Origin of the sequence: Natronobiforma cellulositropha (assembly GCF_025629245.1) — an archaeon.
Lineage (GTDB): Archaea > Halobacteriota > Halobacteria > Halobacteriales > Natrialbaceae > Natronobiforma > Natronobiforma cellulositropha.
The window spans coordinates 30841-48600 of the sequence record NZ_JANZXN010000031.1; the positions used below are offsets into that span (position 1 = coordinate 30841).

21 protein-coding genes are annotated in these 17760 nt (G+C 67.4%); 12 read left to right on the top strand and 9 right to left on the bottom strand.

Annotated elements, in window-relative coordinates:
• Nucleotides 1-89 precede the first annotated feature (89 nt).
• Nucleotides 90-1655 carry an FAD-dependent oxidoreductase gene (locus N0B15_RS14355; protein ID WP_263020403.1) on the top strand — a complete coding sequence of 522 codons (1566 nt, stop codon included), beginning with the start codon at nt 90-92 and terminating at the stop codon, nt 1653-1655.
• Here N0B15_RS14355 and N0B15_RS14360 read toward each other — a convergent pair.
• Complete coding sequence (locus tag N0B15_RS14360) at nt 1652-2494, bottom strand: glycerophosphodiester phosphodiesterase (RefSeq protein WP_263020456.1); 843 nt, start codon at nt 2492-2494, stop codon at nt 1652-1654. The two genes, N0B15_RS14355 and N0B15_RS14360, sit on opposite strands and share 4 nt — an antisense overlap.
• A gap of 102 nt (nt 2495-2596) precedes the next feature.
• Here N0B15_RS14360 and N0B15_RS14365 point away from each other — a divergent pair, with 102 nt between their 5' ends.
• Both N0B15_RS14365 and npdG read left to right on the top strand, forming a co-directional pair.
• Complete coding sequence (locus N0B15_RS14365) at nt 2597-2854, top strand: hypothetical protein (RefSeq protein ID WP_263020404.1); 258 nt, start codon at nt 2597-2599, stop codon at nt 2852-2854.
• A 54-nt stretch (nt 2855-2908) separates the two neighbouring features.
• Nucleotides 2909-3577: an NADPH-dependent F420 reductase gene (npdG, locus tag N0B15_RS14370; RefSeq protein WP_263020405.1), complete on the top strand. Its 669-nt coding sequence runs from the start codon at nt 2909-2911 to the stop codon at nt 3575-3577.
• An 89-nt stretch (nt 3578-3666) separates the two neighbouring features.
• On the opposite strand, the gene N0B15_RS14375 is transcribed toward npdG, so the two are convergent.
• Entirely contained in the window at nt 3667-3936 is a 270-nt protein-coding gene (locus N0B15_RS14375) for a thioredoxin family protein (RefSeq protein WP_263020406.1), read from the bottom strand.
• A gap of 115 nt (nt 3937-4051) precedes the next feature.
• Here N0B15_RS14375 and N0B15_RS14380 point away from each other — a divergent pair, with 115 nt between their 5' ends.
• The 4 genes from N0B15_RS14380 (at nt 4052) to hisE (ending at nt 5780) form a co-directional block, all read left to right on the top strand.
• On the top strand, nt 4052-4213 hold the full coding sequence (locus N0B15_RS14380; protein ID WP_263020407.1) for a preprotein translocase subunit Sec61beta: 162 nt from the start codon (nt 4052-4054) through the stop codon (nt 4211-4213).
• A 130-nt stretch (nt 4214-4343) separates the two neighbouring features.
• Nucleotides 4344-4922: a pyridoxal 5'-phosphate synthase glutaminase subunit PdxT gene (pdxT, locus tag N0B15_RS14385; RefSeq protein WP_263020408.1), complete on the top strand. Its 579-nt coding sequence runs from the start codon at nt 4344-4346 to the stop codon at nt 4920-4922.
• Between the two features lie 105 nt (nt 4923-5027).
• Nucleotides 5028-5495 (top strand): bifunctional nuclease family protein, encoded by a 468-nt coding sequence (locus N0B15_RS14390; protein WP_263020409.1) that lies wholly within the window; start codon nt 5028-5030, stop codon nt 5493-5495.
• Nucleotides 5496-5780, top strand: a complete 285-nt coding sequence (gene hisE, locus N0B15_RS14395) for a phosphoribosyl-ATP diphosphatase (RefSeq protein WP_263020410.1) — start codon at nt 5496-5498, stop codon at nt 5778-5780.
• A 354-nt stretch (nt 5781-6134) separates the two neighbouring features.
• Here hisE and N0B15_RS14400 read toward each other — a convergent pair whose 3' ends face one another.
• Nucleotides 6135-6506, bottom strand: coding sequence for a DUF5518 domain-containing protein (locus N0B15_RS14400; RefSeq protein ID WP_263020411.1), 372 nt, complete (start codon nt 6504-6506; stop codon nt 6135-6137).
• An 80-nt stretch (nt 6507-6586) separates the two neighbouring features.
• Here N0B15_RS14400 and N0B15_RS14405 point away from each other — a divergent pair, with 80 nt between their 5' ends.
• A complete protein-coding gene (locus N0B15_RS14405; RefSeq protein WP_263020412.1) occupies nt 6587-7549 on the top strand; it encodes an NOG1 family protein in 963 nt (320 codons plus the stop codon).
• Nucleotides 7550-7975: 426 nt separating this feature from the next.
• Here the strand turns inward: N0B15_RS14405 and N0B15_RS14410 are convergent, their stop codons facing one another.
• Nucleotides 7976-8164, bottom strand: a complete 189-nt coding sequence (locus N0B15_RS14410) for a hypothetical protein (protein ID WP_263020413.1) — start codon at nt 8162-8164, stop codon at nt 7976-7978.
• 522 nt (nt 8165-8686) lie between these two features.
• Here N0B15_RS14410 and N0B15_RS14415 point away from each other — a divergent pair.
• The 3 genes from N0B15_RS14415 (at nt 8687) to N0B15_RS14425 (ending at nt 9880) form a co-directional block, all read left to right on the top strand.
• Complete coding sequence (locus N0B15_RS14415) at nt 8687-8959, top strand: AbrB/MazE/SpoVT family DNA-binding domain-containing protein (RefSeq protein WP_263020414.1); 273 nt, start codon at nt 8687-8689, stop codon at nt 8957-8959.
• The gene (locus N0B15_RS14420) at nt 8956-9342 is read left to right on the top strand and encodes a PIN domain-containing protein (RefSeq protein ID WP_263020415.1); all 387 of its coding nucleotides are present in this window, start codon (nt 8956-8958) and stop codon (nt 9340-9342) included. Before N0B15_RS14415 ends, N0B15_RS14420 begins: the two co-directional genes overlap by 4 nt.
• 340 nt (nt 9343-9682) lie before the next feature.
• Nucleotides 9683-9880, top strand: a complete 198-nt coding sequence (locus N0B15_RS14425; RefSeq protein ID WP_263020416.1) for a hypothetical protein — start codon at nt 9683-9685, stop codon at nt 9878-9880.
• Here the strand turns inward: N0B15_RS14425 and N0B15_RS14430 are convergent, their stop codons facing one another.
• The 4 genes from N0B15_RS14430 to N0B15_RS14445 form a co-directional block, all read right to left on the bottom strand.
• Complete coding sequence (locus N0B15_RS14430; RefSeq protein WP_263020417.1) at nt 9881-10144, bottom strand: hypothetical protein; 264 nt, start codon at nt 10142-10144, stop codon at nt 9881-9883.
• A gap of 60 nt (nt 10145-10204) precedes the next feature.
• Nucleotides 10205-14044 carry an archaellum stator protein ArlG gene (gene arlG, locus N0B15_RS14435; protein ID WP_263020418.1) on the bottom strand — a complete coding sequence of 1280 codons (3840 nt, stop codon included), beginning with the start codon at nt 14042-14044 and terminating at the stop codon, nt 10205-10207.
• An 88-nt stretch (nt 14045-14132) separates the two neighbouring features.
• Nucleotides 14133-15422 (bottom strand): TIGR00341 family protein, encoded by a 1290-nt coding sequence (locus tag N0B15_RS14440; protein WP_263020419.1) that lies wholly within the window; start codon nt 15420-15422, stop codon nt 14133-14135.
• 142 nt (nt 15423-15564) lie between these two features.
• A complete protein-coding gene (locus N0B15_RS14445; protein WP_263020420.1) occupies nt 15565-15945 on the bottom strand; it encodes a hypothetical protein in 381 nt (126 codons plus the stop codon).
• Nucleotides 15946-16049: 104 nt separating this feature from the next.
• Here N0B15_RS14445 and engB point away from each other — a divergent pair, with 104 nt between their 5' ends.
• Nucleotides 16050-16667, top strand: coding sequence for a GTP-binding protein EngB (gene engB, locus N0B15_RS14450; protein WP_263020421.1), 618 nt, complete (start codon nt 16050-16052; stop codon nt 16665-16667).
• Nucleotides 16668-16676: 9 nt separating this feature from the next.
• Here engB and ddh read toward each other — a convergent pair whose 3' ends face one another.
• Entirely contained in the window at nt 16677-17615 is a 939-nt protein-coding gene (gene ddh / locus N0B15_RS14455; protein WP_263020422.1) for a D-2-hydroxyacid dehydrogenase, read from the bottom strand.
• Between the last annotated feature and the right edge of the window lie 145 nt (nt 17616-17760).

A 17760-nucleotide genomic window follows, 5' to 3' on the forward strand; every position in this document is an offset into this window, starting at 1 on the left:
CGACACTCGAGTCTCGTCCATCGATGTCCGCTCTCCGCCGAGTTCCCTCCCCCGTCGCTTTTTCTCCGCACGCGTCGTAGCCCTCTGTCATGTCCGCCCCGTTCTCGCGTCCGTTCGACGACCTCCCCGGAGAGCCGACCTCGCTGTGGCTCGCGACGACCGGTGAGGCGGGGTTCGCCCCGCTCTCGGAATCGATTCACGTCGACGTGGCCGTCGTCGGCGGCGGTATCGCCGGACTCCACGCCGCGCTCGCCTGTCGCGACCGGGGGCTGTCGGTGGCCGTCCTCGAGCGCGACGACCTCGCCGCGGGCGTCACGGGGAAGACGACGGCGAAACTGACGAGCCAGCACGGCCTGTGTTACGCACACGTCCGCGAGACGTTCGGCGCGGCGGCCGCGCGCCAGTACGCCGCGGTGAACGAGGCGGCCATCGACGCCGTCGAGGAGCGCGTCGACGGCTGGGGAACGAGGCGCGAATTCGGCTTCGAGCGCCGCCCACACTACGTCTACGGCGACGACCGCGACGCCATCGAGCGCGAGGTCGACGCCGCCGGTGAGGCTGGCCTGCCCGCCTCGTTCGTCACCTCCGTGCCGCCGTTCGACCGGGCGGCCTGTGCCGTTCGCTTCGACGACCAGGCCTGCTTCCACCCGCGAACCTACCTCCTGGCGCTCGCCGAGGAGCTGGCGGCGCGAAGCGGCGTCCGCGTCTGTGAACACACGCGCGTGACGGACGTCGACCCGGGGTCGCCGTGTCACCTCGAGACCGAGTCGACCGACGAACGGGGGACGCGCGCTCGCGTACGTGCCGACCAGGTCGTGCTCGCGACGGGCTTTCCGCTGCTCGACCGGGCGGGCTACTTCGCCCGGCTGCACCCGAAGCGCTCGTACGTCCTCGCCGTCGAACTGGCCGAGGAGCCACCCGAGGGGATGTACTACCGGCCCGGTGATCCCTACCGGTCGGTGCGCACCCACCGCGACGAGGACGCGACGCTGGTCCTCGTCGGCGGCGAGAACCACAAGACTGGCCAGGGCGGCTCGGCAGCAGACCGCTACCGCCGCCTCGAGTCCTGGGTCCACGAGCGCTTCGCCGTCCGCGAGATTCCCTACCGGTGGTCGACCCAGGACTACGTCCCCGCCGACGGCGTCCCGCTGATCGGCCGTCTCGGACCCGGCGCGCCGAACGTCTTCGTCGCCACCGGCTTTCGCGGCTGGGGAATGACCACCGGCGTCGCGGCGGGTCCACTGCTCGCCGACGCCATCACGGGGACGGAGAACCCCGCGCTCGAGCTGTTCGACCCCGTTCGCCTGACGCCTCGTGCCTCCGCCCCCGAGGCGCTCACCGAGAACCTCGATGCCGCCAGCCAGTTCGCCACCGACTGGGTCGGGGCGCTGCTCGCTCGCGACGGCGAGGCGCTCGCCCCCGGTGAGGGACGCGTCGTTCGCCGCGGGGCGAGTCCAGTCGCACTCTCGAGAGACGGCGACGGCGACCTCCACGCCGTCTCGGCGGTCTGTCCGCACATGCGTTGCGTACTCGAGTGGAACGACGCGGAGTACAGCTGGGACTGCCCCTGCCACGGCTCGCGCTTCGCACCCGAGGGGGACCTCCTCGAAGGCCCGGCGACGACGGACCTCCCGCGACGCGACCGGGAGCGTTAGTGCTCGCGCCACGCCGGGCGCTCGAGACCGGGGTACTCCGCGATGATGGCATCGACGCCCGCCGCCCGTAGCTGATCGAACTGGCTCCAGGTCTCGACCGTCCAGACGTTGACCGCGCGTCCCTCCTCGTGGGCGCGCGCCAGCAGGTCGACGCTCGGTTCCTCGGTCGGCAGTCCGTAGTAGCTCTCGTGAGCGCTCGCGAGCGGCGTGCCCGCGATGGCGGTCCGCGGCGGGTGAACCGCCTCGCAGTCGTAGCGCCGGGCCACCTCGAGACCGTCCTCGAGTGCGTCCCAGACCAGCACACCAGCGGCGTACTCGGGAGCGACCTCCCGGAGCGCGGCGAGCGCGCCCTCGTAGAACGAGGAGCACAGCACCTCGCCACGGAAGCCGTCGCACATCTCGACGACGCGCTCGACGAACGGCGTCCACACCTCGCGCCGGGGCGCGCGCTCGCTCGCCTCGAGCGCCTCGCCGAACCGGAGGTCATCGCGCCCACAGCTCTTCAGCTCGACGTTGACGCCCGCACTCGCCGGGAGCGCGTCGAAGACCCTCTCGAGCGTCGGTACCGTCTCGCCGCTGGCGAGCACCTCGGCGCCGGTGACCGTCTCGAGCGGCGTCTCGTGGACGAGTCCGCGGGCGTCGGTCAGCGGCCGGCCGTCTCGAGGCTCGTCGCCCTCGAGTCGGTCGTCGTGGAAGACGACGGGGGTACCGTCGGCGGCGGGCCGGACGTCGAGTTCGACCATCGCGGCGTCGGCTGTCGCGCTCGTGAGGGCGGCGACGGTGTTCTCGGGGGCGACCCCGGCGAAGCCACGGTGGGCGACGACGGTCGGTGTGTGCATGGTCGTCTCCACGCGCGCTGTGGTGTTGTACGCTCGCCTCCCGGCACCGCCGTCGGCGCACTCCGGTAGTGGATTCATACGTCGCGGGGGCGAATCTCGCCCATGAGCGACGACCCGCTCGAGCGTGCCGAGAGGACGCTCGACCGTGCGACCGGTCTCGAGACCGAGCGCGCACTCGCCGTCCTGGCCGAGGCGCGGACGATGCTTCGGGCGAACCGAGACGACCCCGCGCTCGAGACGGAGCGACTCGACGCACTCGAGACGCGACTCACCCAGCGGATCAGGGAGGTCCGCGAGCGAGAGGCGTACGATAGTAACCTGGGCGCGTCGATGAACCCGGAAGACGAAGACGCACCCTGACGAAGTGTTGCGTTCATCGACTGATTTATCCACCCCGCCTCACGCTGTGTGGGTATGCGACTCGCACTCATTGGCGGCACCGGCGACATCGGCCGCGCGCTGGCGCTGCGCTTCGCACGCGACACCGATCACGAGGTACTGATCGGTTCGCGTGACCCGGAAGACGCCCGCGCGGCCGCCGCGGGCTACGAACGAGAACTCGCCGCTCACGGCTTCGACCGCTCGATCATGGGTTTCGTCAACGAGATGGCGGCCGACCGGGCCGATATCGTCGTGTTGGCGGTGCCGCCGTACTACGTCGGCGACACCATCGACGCCATCGCCGACCGCCTCGGTGCGGGGACGGTCCTCGTCTCGCCCGCCGTCGGGATGACACGCGACGACGGCGTCGTGCGCTACCGCCCGCCGCCGGCGGGGAGCGTCACCGAGCTAGCGGCGGCGCACGCACCCGCAGACGTGCCGGTCGTCGGCGCCTACCACAACCTCCCGGCCGACCGCCTCGCCGCGCTGGACACCGACACCGAGTTCGACACGCTCGTCGTCGGCGACGACGACCGCGCCAAACGCCTGGTTCGTGGGGTGACCGACGAGGTGGCCGGACTGCGTGCCGTCGACGCAGGGCCGCTCTCGAACGCCGCCGCCGTCGAAGCGCTCACCCCGCTGTTGATCTCGATCGGTGCCTACGACGCCCGTCTCGACGACGCCGGCGTGGTGTTTCACTGATCGCCCGTCTCGACTCGACGCCGTGACTCTGGTGCAACGGCTCGAGGTGCCGGTACCAAGAAGAACCGCCCGCGCCAGTGCGATCGATCTTACGCGCCAGCCGACTCGAGTGCGCCCTCGATGTCCTCTCGCTGGGTGACGCCGACGAAGCGTTCGACGACGCCATCGTCGTTCTCGATGATGAGCGTCGGGAGCGATCGGACCTGGTACTCGTTGGCGACGTCTTGTTGTTCGTCGACGTTGATCTTCTCGACCTCGAAGCGTCCGTCCCAGTCGGACTCGATGTCCTCGAGGATCGGATCTTGTGTCTTGCAGGGACCGCACCAATCCGCGTAGAAGTCCTTGAGCGTAACTGTCATGCCGTTACCTGTTGTTCCCGCGCGTCGCGCATAAGGGTTTCTCACTCGCACCACCTTGCCGCATCCGGCGTGGCCCGGTCGAAAGATTTAGTTCTGCGGGCGGAAAGGATGGGGTATGGACAAAGGACAAAACACCGGTGGGCTGATGTCCAGCGCCGGACTGGTTCGCTACTTCGACGCCGAGGACCAGCGCGCGATCCGCATCGACCCGAAGACCGTCATCGCCGTCGGCATCCTCCTCGGTGTCCTCGTTCAGGTTCTGACGTTCGTCTCCTGAGCGGACATCCCTGACGGCGCTGAGAGCGCCCGCGCTCGACTGTCTCGAGTGTTTCACTCGCCGTAGCCACCGCTGGGCCGACCGCGCGCGTGACGCGCCCCTTTTGACACCCCCACTCCTACCCGCTCGCATGTCAGTGACCGCTGGCGTCGTCGCCGTCCAGGGGGACGTCGCAGAGCACGCCGCCGCCATCGCTCGCGCGGCGGCCCGTTACGAGGAGTCAGTCGAGGTACTCGAGGTCCGCGAGGCGGGTCTCGTCCCCGAGTGTGACGTCCTCGCCGTTCCCGGCGGCGAGTCGACGACCATCTCGCGACTGCTCCACGACGAGGGTATCGCCGCGGAGGTTCGCGACCACGTCGCCGCCGGAAAGCCGGTGCTCGCGACCTGTGCCGGGCTGATCGTCCTCTCGAGCGACGCCCGTGACGACCGGGTCTCGCCGCTCGGTCTCGTCGACGTGGCCGTCGAGCGCAACGCCTTCGGCCGCCAGGCGGAGAGCTTCGAGGCTCCGCTCGCGGTCTCGGGGCTCGAGGAGCCGTTTCCCGCGGTGTTCATCCGCGCGCCCGTCATCGACGAGGTCGGCGACGCCGAGGTGCTCGCCGAGTGGGACGGCCGCGCGGTCGCCGTCCGCGACGGACCCGTCGTCGCGACGGCGTTCCACCCGGAACTCACCCCCGACGCCCGTCTGCACGGCCTGGCCTTCTTCGAGTAGACGACCCGCTCGAGCGTCACATCGCCCCGCTCCGGTCGGTTTCACCGCACTGCACGGCGTACGCCGTCGCACAGGTTTTTCCCGTTCGCCCCCATGCGTGGTGATATGAACGCATCTATCGACGCCGTCCGGGTCGCGGGGACGCCCCAGGGTCCCGTCCCCGTGCTCGTCCTCGCCGTCGACGGTGAAGACGACGTGGTGCCCATCTTCATCGGCTTCGAGGAGGCCGCGAGCATCGCCCGCGGACTCGAGGCCGAAGACATCGGCCGGCCGCTGACACACGATCTCTTACTCGACGTGATGGAGGAACTCGGCGGCCGCCTCGAGCGCGTCGTCGTCACGGAGATCGAAACCCGCGAGGATGGCGCCGGTGGGACCTACATCGCGGACTTACACGTCGCGACCCCGCGCGGGTCGGCCGTGATCGACGCCCGGCCGAGCGACTCGCTGGCGCTGGCCGCGCGGACGAACGCCCCGATCGAGGTGTCGGAAGGCGTCTTCGAGAGCGGGCGTGACGACAGAGCCAAGTTCGAGCAACTCGACGACATCCGTGACGTACCCGGTGACCTGTAGATGGACGACACACTCGCTGCGCTGTTCGCGCTGATCGAAGACCGAAAGGAGACCCTGCCCGCCGATTCCTACACCACCTCGCTGTTCACCCACGAGAAAGGTGAGAACGCCGTGCTCGAGAAACTCGGCGAGGAGACGACCGAACTCGTGCTGGCGGCGAAAGACGACGACCACGAGGAGATCGCCTACGAGGCCGCCGACATCGTCTACCACCTGCTGGTGTTGCTCTCGATGAAGGAGATGGACCTCGATGATCTCGAGGCGGAGCTGCGTTCGCGTCGCTAGCTCGATTTTTCGCCCCGTCTCGCTCGTACGGCTCGTTGTCCCGTTTTATCTCAAGCGAAGTAGGGCGCTAAAACCTCGCGCTTCAGCGCGGGGATACAGCGCCCGAACGTAGTTTTAAGAGGTTTCACAGCGTACCGAATGCTAACCGAGGCGGTCTATCCGCCCCATCCCAATGAGACAATATCGGGATTCGCCCTTTCGTCATGGAAGGCACCCCTTCCAAGAGACGAACAGGGTGCAGGAAGCACAAGATAACCCTGAATCCCCGTCTTNGCCGTTTACGGCGGGGAGGATGTCACCGGTGATCGCTATCCCAATCGAGTGCTACTGGCTGACGACTCACACCAGCCCGTCTCAGTCCGCCAGGAGACCGCCGAGTGCGCCTGCGATGGCGCTCTCGATGGCCATCACGAACGCGACGACCGTCGCGATGGCGAAGACACCCGCGCCGACGAGCAGTCCGCCCGCGCCGCCGACGGGACCGAGTGCGAGACCGACCAGACCGAGGGCGATCCAGACGAGCAGGCCGCCGACGAGTCCGCCGAGTGCCCCGGCGAGCAGGCCGTGCCAGGCCCCTCGAGCGGGACCGCCACCGGCGAGGTAGCCCGCGAGGAAGCCGCCGACGAGACCGGCGGTAAGCTGACCGAGGACGGGGGCTGTGAGACCGACGATACCGAGTACCGTCGTGACGAGGAAGCCGATGAGTACCGCACGCCAGTTCGTCATGCTCTCGTGTAGGCACGCCCGCGAGAAAAACGCTCGTCACGCAACGAACGACCTTTTAGGCTGGACACGCTAGCGAGGGTATGATTTTCGAAGACCTTCCGACGACGCCCACGTCGGAAGAGCTGATCGACAAGGCGTTCTCGCGGGCAGCACGGGCGGGACGGGCCAAACGCGGTCTCGAGGCCCAGCAGTCGATGCTCCAGACGGCGTCGAACATCGTCTCCGACAACCTAGAGAACGTGGTCACCGCTTGGCCGGACTTCGAGTACGTCGACCCCTTTTACTACGAACTCGCCGACGCCATCGTCGACGTGGACGCCCTCCGCCAGAGCCTCTCGCAGGCGATGTGGGCGAGTCGGAAGGCCCGCGACATCAACCGGGAGTACCAGCCACGGGTTCGCAAGACGGACGTCGACACCGCCAGAAAGCACCGGAAACAGGCGTTCGCCCGTCTCGCGGACATCGTCGAGCAGGTCGGCGACGACCTCCTGGCGATCAACGAGGCGCGAAACGACCTCCGCACCCTGCCAGAGATCGGTCCCGACGAGCCAACGATCGTCGTCGCGGGCTACCCGAACGTCGGCAAGTCCTCGCTGGTCAACGAGGTGACCAACGCCCGCGGGGAGACCGCCTCCTATCCGTTCACCACCAAGGGCATCGGTCTCGGCCACTTCGACCACCAGCGCATCCGCTATCAGATCGTCGATACCCCCGGGCTGCTCGACCGCCCACCACAGGAACGAAACGAGATCGAAGCCCAGGCCGTCAGCGCCCTCGAACACCTCGGCGACTGCGTCCTCGTCTTACTCGACCCCAGCGGTGAGTGTGGCTATCCGATCGACTCCCAGCTCGAGTTGCGCGACGCTATCGAAGCCCAGTTCGAGGGCGTCCCGGTGTTCACCGTCGCGAACAAGGCCGACCGCTCGCGCGACGTCGAAGCCGACTTCTACATGAGCATCGAGACCGGCGAGGGCGTCGAGGAGGTACTCGAGGCGGCGGTCGACGCGATCGGGTACGAGCCGGAGTTGCCGAGTAGAGAGTAACGCGGCTCGGAGCGAGCGTAGCGAGTGAGAGCCGCGGAACAGGCGAGCGGTGAACGGAGTGAGCCGCGAGCAACGCGATTCGGAGCGAGCGTAGCGAGTGAGAATCACGGAACAAGCGAGCGGCGAACGGAGTGAACCGCGAGTAACGCGGCTCGAGCGCGAAGCGTGAGAGCCGCGAAAAAGCGAGCGGGGCGTGCCGCCCCGCGAGCAGCGTGAGGGATTACGACAGAGAGCGAGAGCCGCGGAAAGGCGAGCGAGAGCGTGAGACGCACGCAAAAAGCGACGCAGAGCGCCGATTTTCACTCGAGCGAGCGACTCACGGACCGAGCAATCGGCGCGGAGGTCCCGAAACCGGTGTGGAGACGGTGGGTTACAGAGCCGGATCGGTGTGGAAACGTGTGGTCACAGAGCCGAATCGGTGTCGTGTCAGAGGCGACAGCCACACGGCGAGACGCGCCGGTCGCCGGGACCGAGAACGGTGACCAGCACCATCGGGTCACCACAGCGTGGGCAGGCCGGAATCGCCGCCGCCGACTCCGCCGTTGCCTCCGACTCCGCCGCTGCCTCCGACTCCGCCGCGTTCGCACTCTCACCCTCGAGTGGGTCGTCGCTCACACCGTCCTCCGCGGGGCTGTGACACCGGCGCGAGCACTCGAGCGCTCTGCTGGTCGGCGGGTGGGGGCGGCGAGGCTCGAGTCGGCGGCGGCGCTCGAGGGGGTGACGACACCGGACTGTTCAGGAATACGATACAGACGCGAGCGAGCGTTACCACTGCGAAAACGGCGTGCTCGGCCGCGGTGGCGGGCGTTTGCGAGACGTTTAAGTCTTGCCAGTCTGTTTGTTGTCATGGCTGTCTAAACCGCGTCCGTGGTTTGGAAGCCACGCCTCGGGTGGTGCTTCACCCGGGGCACTTCTCTGAGACCCCCGTGGAGACGGTGGCTTCCGGTTCGTACATCACTACTATCTGACTTATATGTATTGGAAATCGGCGGTGGTGAGCCGAGGGGGTGGCTCGCTCGCTCGAGAAGCGGATCACACCATCGGGACCAGGCAGCGAGCAGCGCCGGTTTCCGGTTGTGGCACAGTGACCCCAATTGTGGGATAGAACTTTTAGTTGTGCCACACGAATGGACGGCCATGTCTGTCGAGACAGATTCACACGGGCGTCTCTACCTGTCCTCGGAGCTGCGGCAGAAGTACGGTGAGAAGTTCCACATCGTCGAATACGAAGACCGCCTCGAGCTCGTCCCGATCGATGCGGATCCGCTTCAGGCGGTTCGAGAAGCAGCCGGTGGTGCGTTCGACGGGAAGTCGGCTGCAGAACTCAAAGGGGAAGCACTCGAGCAGGCTCGGCAGGAAGCGAGCGAGGATCTCGAACGGCGACACGAGGCGGAGGACTTCGGTGAATGACGGTTTTCGTCGAGACTGACTTTCTCATCGCGCTCGTAAAAGATTCTGACTGGCTCAAACAACGGGCCGAAACGGTTCTCGAAGAGCGTGCGGTCGTCACGTCTCCGTTCTCGTATCTGGAGTTGCTCATTATTCGCGAGCGCCACGAGTACGACTACGTCCGACTGTTCGCGAACATGCTCGAGCTCGTCCCCGTGAGGACCGACGACGAACGCCAGATCGTCCTGAAGGCGGTCCACTACTACGAAGAGGGGATGACGCCGTTCGATTCCTTTCACGCCGCACTCGCCGAGACGCACGGTCTCCCGATTCTCTCGTCGGATACGGCGTACGAAGCGGTCGGTCCCGACCGTCTCCCGTTGGAGCCAGATACGAGCGAGTAAGCGACTGGCCGGATATAGTGACAACTGCAACGAGTTACACACTGATCGCCGACTCGTCTGGCGATCAGGTGTGCACTGACTTGCAGTGGCTACTATACGCGCGGCCGCACCGTTCGGGAGCCGCACCATCGTGGGTTCAGCCAACACTCCCGCCAGAAATCGAACTGAGGGCGACCACCCCGAACGCCCCACCCCGCGCGGTGGCCTGCCGGTTGGCCGACGCGAGCGGGAAGGCGGGGCGCTCTGCTGACCGTCGCCGACGATACCGGGGCGTCGTGGCCGCACAGCGCTCGCCACTGCAAGCCGGTGGGTTTTGCTCGCCGGTGGTCTCGAGCGTGGTATGGGTACGTTCAGTGACCGCCTCGTGATCGTGCTGATCGCGGCGACGGGACTCGCGGTGTTGCTCGTCGGGTGGGCCGGTGGGCTGGTCGAGGCGCAGGTGTCGGGGTGGCTCGAGACCGCCTTGCTGGCGCTCTTGGCGCTTGGGTTTCTGGCGGCGCTGGTCGGCGTCTGGTTCGAGTTCGGTTCGCTCGAGTGATCAGCGTTTCAGCCGAGCTAGCGGGGCGGGGCGCTCGAGTTCCTCGAGGCGGTCGAGTTGGCGGCCGACCCAGGAGCGCCGCCCGAGAAAGCGGTGGAGGAAGTAGGAGGGGGTGAAGGTGGCGATGACGCCGAGGGCGAACAGGAGGATGCCGAGGGCGAGTTCGCCCGAGCGGACGAAGTCGAAGCCGACGATGAACATCGGGCCAGCGATCGAGAGACCGGCCCCGATCTCGATCATCGTGAAGAGTCCCAGTCGAGCCATTCACTCGGGGTAGGAACTGCTGCGATTTATGTGCACGGGTTTCTCGCGTGGACGGCTCGCTCAGGTCCCGTCTGCGACCTCGATAGACCGCCGCGCGTCGACGACGACGCCGTCGCCGTCGAAGACGAGACCGACGACGACGAACTCCTCGCCGAGTCCGTAGTCGGGATCTAGGGTGATCGTTCCCGACCCGCTCGTGGTCGTGGTGCGGTCGATGTGGGCGAAGTCACCACCGATGGCGAGCACCTCGAGTTCGGTGAAGTCGCCCGTCGAGGAGAGGGCGTAGCTGATCTCGAACGAGGGCGATCCGTCGCTCGTATCCTCGACCTCCCAGGTGGTGAGTTCGGGACTCGTTCCGGTGTCGAGGTCGTCGTTTCCGGCGGGGTTCTCCGCGTCGGCCGTGTCGCTGATGGTGCGACTCGCGGCGACGAACTCGCCGCCGTTCGGGTCGTCGGCGATCACGTCGATGGTGATCTCGAACTCGTGGCCGAAGCCGTAGTGGTTCTCGTAGCGGACGTGCCCGCGTGGGTCGCTGCTGTCGATCGTCTGGCTGCCCGCGGGTTCGTCGAGGTTCTCGAACCTGACGCTGACGTGGGAGAACGAGGCGTCGACGTTGCCGACCTCGTAGGAGACGACGTACTCGGGGTCGTCTAAGTCCTCGTGTGAGAGGTCGTCGACGCGCGTGCTGAGTGTCACCCCATCACCGACCTCGATGGGGGCCGTCGCGCCGTCGTCGTCGCTGTAGATGCCGTGTTCGTAGGTGCCGTCAGCGGCGTCGACCGTGTGGGTGAACGAGACGCTCTCGCTCTCCTCGGGGGCGAGCGTCACGGTGGTCGTGTTCTCGACGACGCCGTCGAACTCGTAGGCGAGTGTCTGGGTGTCGGCTTCGGTGCCCGTGTTCTCGACGGTCGCCGTGACGGTGATCGTCTCGCCGTCGTCGGCCGAGTCGGGGGCGTCGAAGTCCGACACCTCGAAGAACGGCGTCTCGGGTGCTGGCGTTGCGCTGAGGTCGACCCGTGAGACGACCGGCGTCCGGGTGGGGTCTGTCGTCTCGAGTTCGAGGCGGAGGCGGAAGCTGTCGGTGTCCTGGCTCAGCCCCTCCACGGCGTAGGTCTCGTCGCTCGTGAGTTCGACCTCCTCGCTCACCTCGTTGACCTCGCCGTCGCCGGTGGTGTCGGTCTCGACGGTGACGGTGACGCTGCCGCCGTCGAGCGCCGCCGAGACGTTCTCGAGTGCGAGGTCCTCGACCGCGAGGTCGTCGCTCGCGGTCTTCCAGCCGGTGGTGTGGGTGCCGCTCGCTGCGGTCCAGTAGAGGGCGTCGATCTCCGCGCCGGAGAGCGCGCGGTCGTAGAGCTGAATCTCGTCCATGTCGCCCTCGAACGGTCCGTGGCCGGTGTGGCCCGCACCGATCGAGAGGTCGACTGCGGCCGGGTCGAGGGCGGTGTTGCTCTCCTGGGCTCTGAGTTCGCCGTCGAGGTAGATCCGGGTGACGTCGCCCTCGCGGACGCCGACGATGTGGTGCCACTCGCCGTCGGTCACGAGGTCGCGGTCGAACGCGACGTCGGTGTGGTCGCCGTCGCCGTGGACGCGGAAGAACACCTCGTCTGAGTAGTCGCCGTTGTCGGCGATGAGATAGCCCTCGCGGTTGTCCCAGTGGCTCTTATCGAGCAGGTACGTCTGGTTGTCCTCGTTGTCGCTGACGCCGAGTTCGTCCGCCCTGATCCACATCGAGACGGTCATGTCGCTCGCAAAGCGGTGCGCCTCGTCGTCTGCGACGTTCACCCGCGCGTCGATGCCGTCGAAGCCGTAGGCGCTCGAGCCGACGAGTCCCGTCTGGCCGAGCGCCGGGCCGTTGACGTGGTCGCCGTCGAAGCCGCCTGCGGCGTCGATCGCCGTGGTTCCACTCGCTTCGTCGAACGGCCAGTAGGAGACGAGACCGTCGGTCGTCGCCTCGTAGCCGAGTCTGACGGTGTCTCCCTCCCTGTCACCCACGCCGTCGCTGACGGTTCGTTCGTGGGTGCCCGCGCTCCAGTCGGTGTCGGTGCTCCAGACCAGCGACTCGGGATCGACGCTGCTGACCGTAATTTCGGCGGTATCGGCGTCGTCGTCGCTGTAGATGCCGTGTTCGTAGGTGCCGTCGTCGGCGTCGACGGTGTGGGTGAACGAGACGCTCTCGTTCGCTCCGGGGGCGAGCGTCACCTCGGCCGTCTCCTCGACGACGCCGTCGAAACGGTAGGCGACGGTCTGGGTCGCCGTCTGGCCACCGGTGTTCTCGACGGTCGCCGTGACGGTGATCTCCTCGCCATCGTTCGCCGAGGCGGGTGCGTCGAACGCCGTGACCTGGAAGGCGGCCGCCTCGGCGTGCGTGCCGGTGAGTCCGATCTGGGAGACGACGGGCGTGCTGACAACGTCTGCGGTCTCGAAGTCCATCACGAGACGGAAGCGCGAGGCGTTCTCGGTGAGTCCCTCGACGTCGTAGCTGTCGTCTTCGGTGAGTTCGATCGGATCGCTCACCTCGTCGACCTCGCCGTCGCCGGTGGTGTCGGTCTCGACGGTGACGGTGACGCTGCCGCCGTCGAGTATCGCCGAGACGTTCTCGAGGGTGAGGCTGTCGGCGGCGAGCGCGTCGTCGGTCTCCAGCCAGCCCGAGGTGTAGGTGCCGTTGCTCCCGGTCTGGTGGAGGGCGTCGACCTCGGCGGGACTCAGCGCGCGGTCGTAGATCTGAATCTCGTCCATCCCACCCTCGAGCGGGCCGTGGCCGGTGTGGCCCGCACCGATCGCGAGGTCGACGAAGGAGGCGTCGAGTGCGGTATCACTCGCCTGACCTTGCAGGGTGCCGTCGAGGTAGAGCAGGATGTCTCCCCCGTCGCGGACGGCGACGATGTTGTGCCACTCGCCGTCGTTGACGAGCGTCCGGTCGAACGCGATGTCGGTGTGGTCGCCGTTGCCGAGGACGCGGAAGAACACCTCGTCGGCGTAGTCACCGTCGTCGGCGACGAGGTACCCTTCTCTGTTGTCCCAGTGGCTCTTATCGAGCAGGAACGTCTGGTTGCTGTCTGCGGCACTCTCCCCGAGCGTCGTCGTGTTGATCCACATCGAGATGGCCATGTCGCCGGTCAGCCGTAACGCCTCGTCGTCGGAAACGTCGACGCGGCCGTCGACGCCGTCGAAGCCGTAGGCGGTCGAACTGAGCAGTCCCTCCCGGCCGGGGGTCACGCCGCCAACGTGGCTCCCGTCGTTCGCCCCTGCGGCGTCGAAGGCGGTGTCGCCGTCGTCCTCGTCGAACGGCCAGTAGGCGACGAGACCGTCGACCTCGGCGTCGTAGCCCAGTCTGACCGTGTCCGACTCCCGGTCACCGGTGTCGTCGCTCACGGTTCGCTCGTGTGTCCCCATCTCCCAGTCGCTCGACGTACTCCAGAGCACCGAGGAGGTCTCCGGCTCCGGCTCGGGTTCGTCCTCGCCGACGGCGAACTCGAGGACGTCCACCGCGCCGTGGATGCGCACCATCGCGCGGTGGTCGCCGTCTGCGAGCGCCCCGTCGACCGTCACCTCGAGGACGCGCCCGGTGCGCCAGTAGTCGTCGCCGAGCACCGTCGCCGACGCTGGCTCGACGTAGCTCCCGTCGAGTAAGACGTCGAGGTCGTCCGCCTCGAGCGTCGAACCGCCGACGTTCTTGACGTAGAGCGTCGTCGTCTCGCTCCCCTGGTCGTAGGTTCCACTCGCTTCGGGATCGTTCACCAGGAGGATGTCGGCGTCGATTTCGGCGACGATGCGGTCGCTCTCGCGTTCGACCGACCCGGCGTAGTGGCCGACTTCACTCGTCAGCGAGCCGACGAACAGCATCGTCGCACTGACGACCGCGATGAACAAAATGAGGTGTGTCACCGACGTTCGTGCCATTCGACCACTGTTCTACGTAGCTGACCTCTGTTCGCGCTCGGCATAATACTGCTGGCCAACTCAGCGTTCGAGTCGAACCGCTCCAGTCTCAGCGCTCGAGGACGTCGACGAACCGGACTTCGACGTCGACCGGCTCGCTCGCCTGGGCGTTGATCCGCTCGCTCAACAGTTCGACCAGTCCGGGATACGCTTCGCCGGGCGGGCCACCGACCGTGACCACCACCCGGTCCGGCCCGCGGAACGGATACTCGTCGTCGAGGACGACCTCGAGTTCGAGCAGCTGGACGGCCGGGTACGACGACTCGAGCGCCGCCGTCACCGCCTCGTTCGCCTCCTGTTCGAACGTCGCCGCCTGGTAGGAGTTGTACGTGATCGCTCCGAGGAACAGCGAGAAGACGAGCACCACGACGACGAGGACGCTCACCTGTCGGCGAACCCGCGCCTGCGTCGGCTCGAGGTCGAAGAAGCTCTCGGGACGGTAGCCCGCGTACCACAGCGTCAGGAGACCGGCGAGGTTCACCGAGAGGACGTTGACGAACACGAGGACGGTCGAGCCGATGGCCGCGGCCGGTTCGCCGAAGGCGATGGCGATACCGGCAGCGGCGGCGGGTGGGATCAACGCGGCGGCGATCATCACGCCGACGAGGGCGACCGACGCGCCCGTCGAGATGCTCAGGATACCGGCGACGCCAGCCCCGAGTGCGATCACCAGCGAGAGCAGGTCGGGCGCGAGGCGTTCTTCGATCTCGCCGATCGACGCGATGTTCAGCCCCGGCGGGACGACGTTGAGTACGCGGACCGACCACGCGAACGCGGCCGCAGAGCCGATGGCGAGAGCGACGCCGAGAAACTGGTACTTCGCGCCAGTGACCAGCAGTTCTCGCTCGTTGAGGACCGTACCGATACCCACCCCGAGTGCGGGACCGATCAGTGGGGCGATCACCATCGAGCCGACGACGACCGCCGGCGAGTCGAGTAAGAGTCCCGCGGTCGCGACCAGCGCGCTGACCACCGTCAGGATCACGTAGATACTGAACGTCGGCGTCAGCGCCTCCGCCTGGGAGACGAGTTCCTGTCTCGAGATCCGGTCCTCGTCGACGTCGCCGTTCTCGTACTCCTCGCTCAACGCGTCGAACTTCCTGGAGACGACCGTCTCGGCGTCGACGACGACCGTGTAGGCGTCCTCTTCGACGCCCTGGTCTTTGAGCGAGTCGAGCACCGGCTCGACGGCCGCCGTCGGAAGCGGGAAGTAGACGACGGCGTCGTAGCCGCGCCCGCCGGTCTCGTTGGTCACGACGTAATCGACTCCCTTCGACTCGAGCGTCTCGAGGATCCGCTCACGCGCTCCCGCCGGAATCGTTAGCTGAACGAGACGCACTGCTCTCTCTTCTGGCCCCTCCCCAATAACTTCGGTGCTCGCGCGTGGAGCCGACCCGCTCGCCGGCCGTGGGCTGCTGGACTCGTTTGCCCTGACTGCTGTCCCGTTCGAGCGACCACCGGCTGGATGGCACCCATCCGTATCAGCTCGTCTCGGCGACGACCAGCGTCACCCGCTCGTCGCTCTCGACGGTCAGGTCGGTCTCGACTGGCTCGAACGCCCGGTCACCGGCCGGTTCCACGCTGAGGAGGTACTCGCCGGCGACACCCTCGTGACGGACCGTCCCGTCGTCGATGTCCGACTCGTGGTACTCCGTGGTGAGCCGCTCCGCCTCGACGGTGACGAGGACGATCACACCGGCCGAGATCGGCGTCCCGTCCTCGCGCTCGAGCGATATCGTGAGCGTGTACAGCGGTTCGTCGACGACGCTCGTCTCACCGCTCTGGCTACACCCCGCGAGCGGGAGGACGAGCGCGGCCGACAGCCACGACCCGACCCGGCGACGCGAGAGGGGGCGCTCCATGCCGATGATTCGACGGACATTCGACAAGAATCTATCGAAGTTCCGACCTGACCCGCGAGCGCCTCCCTCGCGAGCCTTATTACCCGGGCGTTCCCACCTCGAGTATGTTCGACACTCGCCCGGAGCGGAGCGCGGAAGTCGTCCTCGTCGGCCGCTCGAACGTCGGAAAGTCGACGCTCATGCGCGAGCTGACCGGCCACCGTGTCGACACCGGCGGCAAGCCCGGCGTCACCCGCAAGCCGAACCACTACGACTGGGTCTCCGAGGACTTCGTCATCACCGACCTCCCCGGCTTCGGCTTCATGAGCGGCGTCCCCAGTGAGTACCGCGAGCAGATCAAGACCGACGTCGTCCGCTACCTCGAGGAGTACGCCGACGCCATCCTCGTCGCGGTGCTCGTCGTCGACGGCAAGAGCGTCGTCGACATCATCGACCGCCACTCGAGCGACGAGGAGATTCCCTACGACGTCGAGATGTTCTACTTCCTCCAGGACCTCGAGATACCGACGGTCGTCGCCGTCAACAAGATGGACAAGGTGAGCGACCGCGACGAGCGCCTCGACGACCTCTGTGACCGTCTGGGTCTCGTCCCGCCGTGGCAGCAGTGGCGCGACACGGTCGCCCCCATCACCGCCAAACGCGGCGAGATCGACCCGCTCACCGAGGCGGTCAGAACCCACCTCCACGACCACCGCCGCGACGACCTCTTCAAGTTCTTCTGAGACCCCCGCTCAGACGACCCGGTTCTCGAGCGCCTCACCCGCCGCGGCCCGCTCGAGGTTGTCGGTGACGAGCCCGGCGATATCCCGATAGTAGTCGCGGGTGAACGCCGCACAGTGGGGCGTGACGATCACGTTTTCGGCGTCCCACAGCGGCGAGTCGGCCGGGAGCGGTTCGGTCTCGAAGACGTCGAGCGCCGCCCCGGCGATGGCCCCCGACTCGAGCGCCTCGACCAGTGCCGGTTCGTCGACGACCCCGCCGCGTGCGACGTTGACGAAGTAGCTCTCCGCATCCATCGCGGCGAACACCGCGGCGTCGAACAACCCCTCGGTTTCGGCGGTCAGCGGCACCGTGGCGATGACGAACTCGACGCCGCCCACTGCCTCGAGCAGCGCCTCGTTTGGATGGACGTCCTCGAAGCCGGGCACCGCCTCCCCGGAGCGTCGGACGCCGATCACCTCGACGCCGAGCGCGCCGAGTACGTCGGCGACGCCCCGCCCGAGTGTGCCGGTGCCGACGACGCAGGCGGCCGTCCCCGGGAGCGTGAACGCCTCGTCCCAGGCGGGCTGGTCCCACTCGCGCGCACACTGGTTCGCCGCGTGGTCGTGGAGTCGCCGCGAGAACGCGAGCAGGTAGCCCGCGACCGTCTCGCCGACGGTCCGGCCGTGGATGCCCGTGCTGTTGGTCAGGACGACGCCTGCCTCGGCGAGACGCTCGAGCGGAAACCGGTCGACACCCGCCTGGATCGAGTGGACCCACGCGAGGTCACAGAACGCCTCGCGGTACTCGAGGGTGACGACCGCGTCACAGTCTCCGATGCCGTCGTCGCCGACGACCGCCACGTCGAGGTCGGCTGGGTCGTCCGCGAGCGCCTGTTCGAGTCGTTCCGCCGGAAACACCGCGTCGACCGACTCGTGGACGCCGAGCCGTGAGAGCCGTCTCGAGAGCATACCGTCGGCTACGGTCGGCAGGTACGTACATCCATCGTGGGGCCGCTCGAGCCTGCGGCTGTCCTGTACGCGCTCGTCACACCCGTCCCGGAGAACACTCGCTGGCCGTTCACAGCAGGCGGCTCGGGGAAAAGCCCTCGTCACA

What these genes read in the sequence shown, in the direction of transcription:
- N0B15_RS14360 (WP_263020456.1), bottom strand. Translation starts at nt 2,494, where the DNA reads ATGCACACACCGACCGTCGTCGCCCACCGTGGCTTCGCCGGGGTCGCC.
- pdxT (WP_263020408.1), top strand. Translation starts at nt 4,344, where the DNA reads ATGTCAGTGACCGCTGGCGTCGTCGCCGTCCAGGGGGACGTCGCAGAG.
- N0B15_RS14405 (WP_263020412.1), top strand. Translation starts at nt 6,587, where the DNA reads ATGATTTTCGAAGACCTTCCGACGACGCCCACGTCGGAAGAGCTGATC.
- N0B15_RS14430 (WP_263020417.1), bottom strand. Translation starts at nt 10,144, where the DNA reads ATGGCTCGACTGGGACTCTTCACGATGATCGAGATCGGGGCCGGTCTC.
- N0B15_RS14415 (WP_263020414.1), top strand. Translation starts at nt 8,687, where the DNA reads ATGTCTGTCGAGACAGATTCACACGGGCGTCTCTACCTGTCCTCGGAG.
- N0B15_RS14355 (WP_263020403.1), top strand. Translation starts at nt 90, where the DNA reads ATGTCCGCCCCGTTCTCGCGTCCGTTCGACGACCTCCCCGGAGAGCCG.
- N0B15_RS14390 (WP_263020409.1), top strand. Translation starts at nt 5,028, where the DNA reads ATGAACGCATCTATCGACGCCGTCCGGGTCGCGGGGACGCCCCAGGGT.
- N0B15_RS14445 (WP_263020420.1), bottom strand. Translation starts at nt 15,945, where the DNA reads ATGGAGCGCCCCCTCTCGCGTCGCCGGGTCGGGTCGTGGCTGTCGGCC.
- hisE (WP_263020410.1), top strand. Translation starts at nt 5,496, where the DNA reads ATGGACGACACACTCGCTGCGCTGTTCGCGCTGATCGAAGACCGAAAG.
- engB (WP_263020421.1), top strand. Translation starts at nt 16,050, where the DNA reads ATGTTCGACACTCGCCCGGAGCGGAGCGCGGAAGTCGTCCTCGTCGGC.
- N0B15_RS14400 (WP_263020411.1), bottom strand. Translation starts at nt 6,506, where the DNA reads ATGACGAACTGGCGTGCGGTACTCATCGGCTTCCTCGTCACGACGGTA.
- ddh (WP_263020422.1), bottom strand. Translation starts at nt 17,615, where the DNA reads ATGCTCTCGAGACGGCTCTCACGGCTCGGCGTCCACGAGTCGGTCGAC.
- N0B15_RS14365 (WP_263020404.1), top strand. Translation starts at nt 2,597, where the DNA reads ATGAGCGACGACCCGCTCGAGCGTGCCGAGAGGACGCTCGACCGTGCG.
- N0B15_RS14420 (WP_263020415.1), top strand. Translation starts at nt 8,956, where the DNA reads ATGACGGTTTTCGTCGAGACTGACTTTCTCATCGCGCTCGTAAAAGAT.
- N0B15_RS14375 (WP_263020406.1), bottom strand. Translation starts at nt 3,936, where the DNA reads ATGACAGTTACGCTCAAGGACTTCTACGCGGATTGGTGCGGTCCCTGC.
- npdG (WP_263020405.1), top strand. Translation starts at nt 2,909, where the DNA reads ATGCGACTCGCACTCATTGGCGGCACCGGCGACATCGGCCGCGCGCTG.
- N0B15_RS14380 (WP_263020407.1), top strand. Translation starts at nt 4,052, where the DNA reads ATGGACAAAGGACAAAACACCGGTGGGCTGATGTCCAGCGCCGGACTG.
- arlG (WP_263020418.1), bottom strand. Translation starts at nt 14,044, where the DNA reads ATGGCACGAACGTCGGTGACACACCTCATTTTGTTCATCGCGGTCGTC.
- N0B15_RS14425 (WP_263020416.1), top strand. Translation starts at nt 9,683, where the DNA reads ATGGGTACGTTCAGTGACCGCCTCGTGATCGTGCTGATCGCGGCGACG.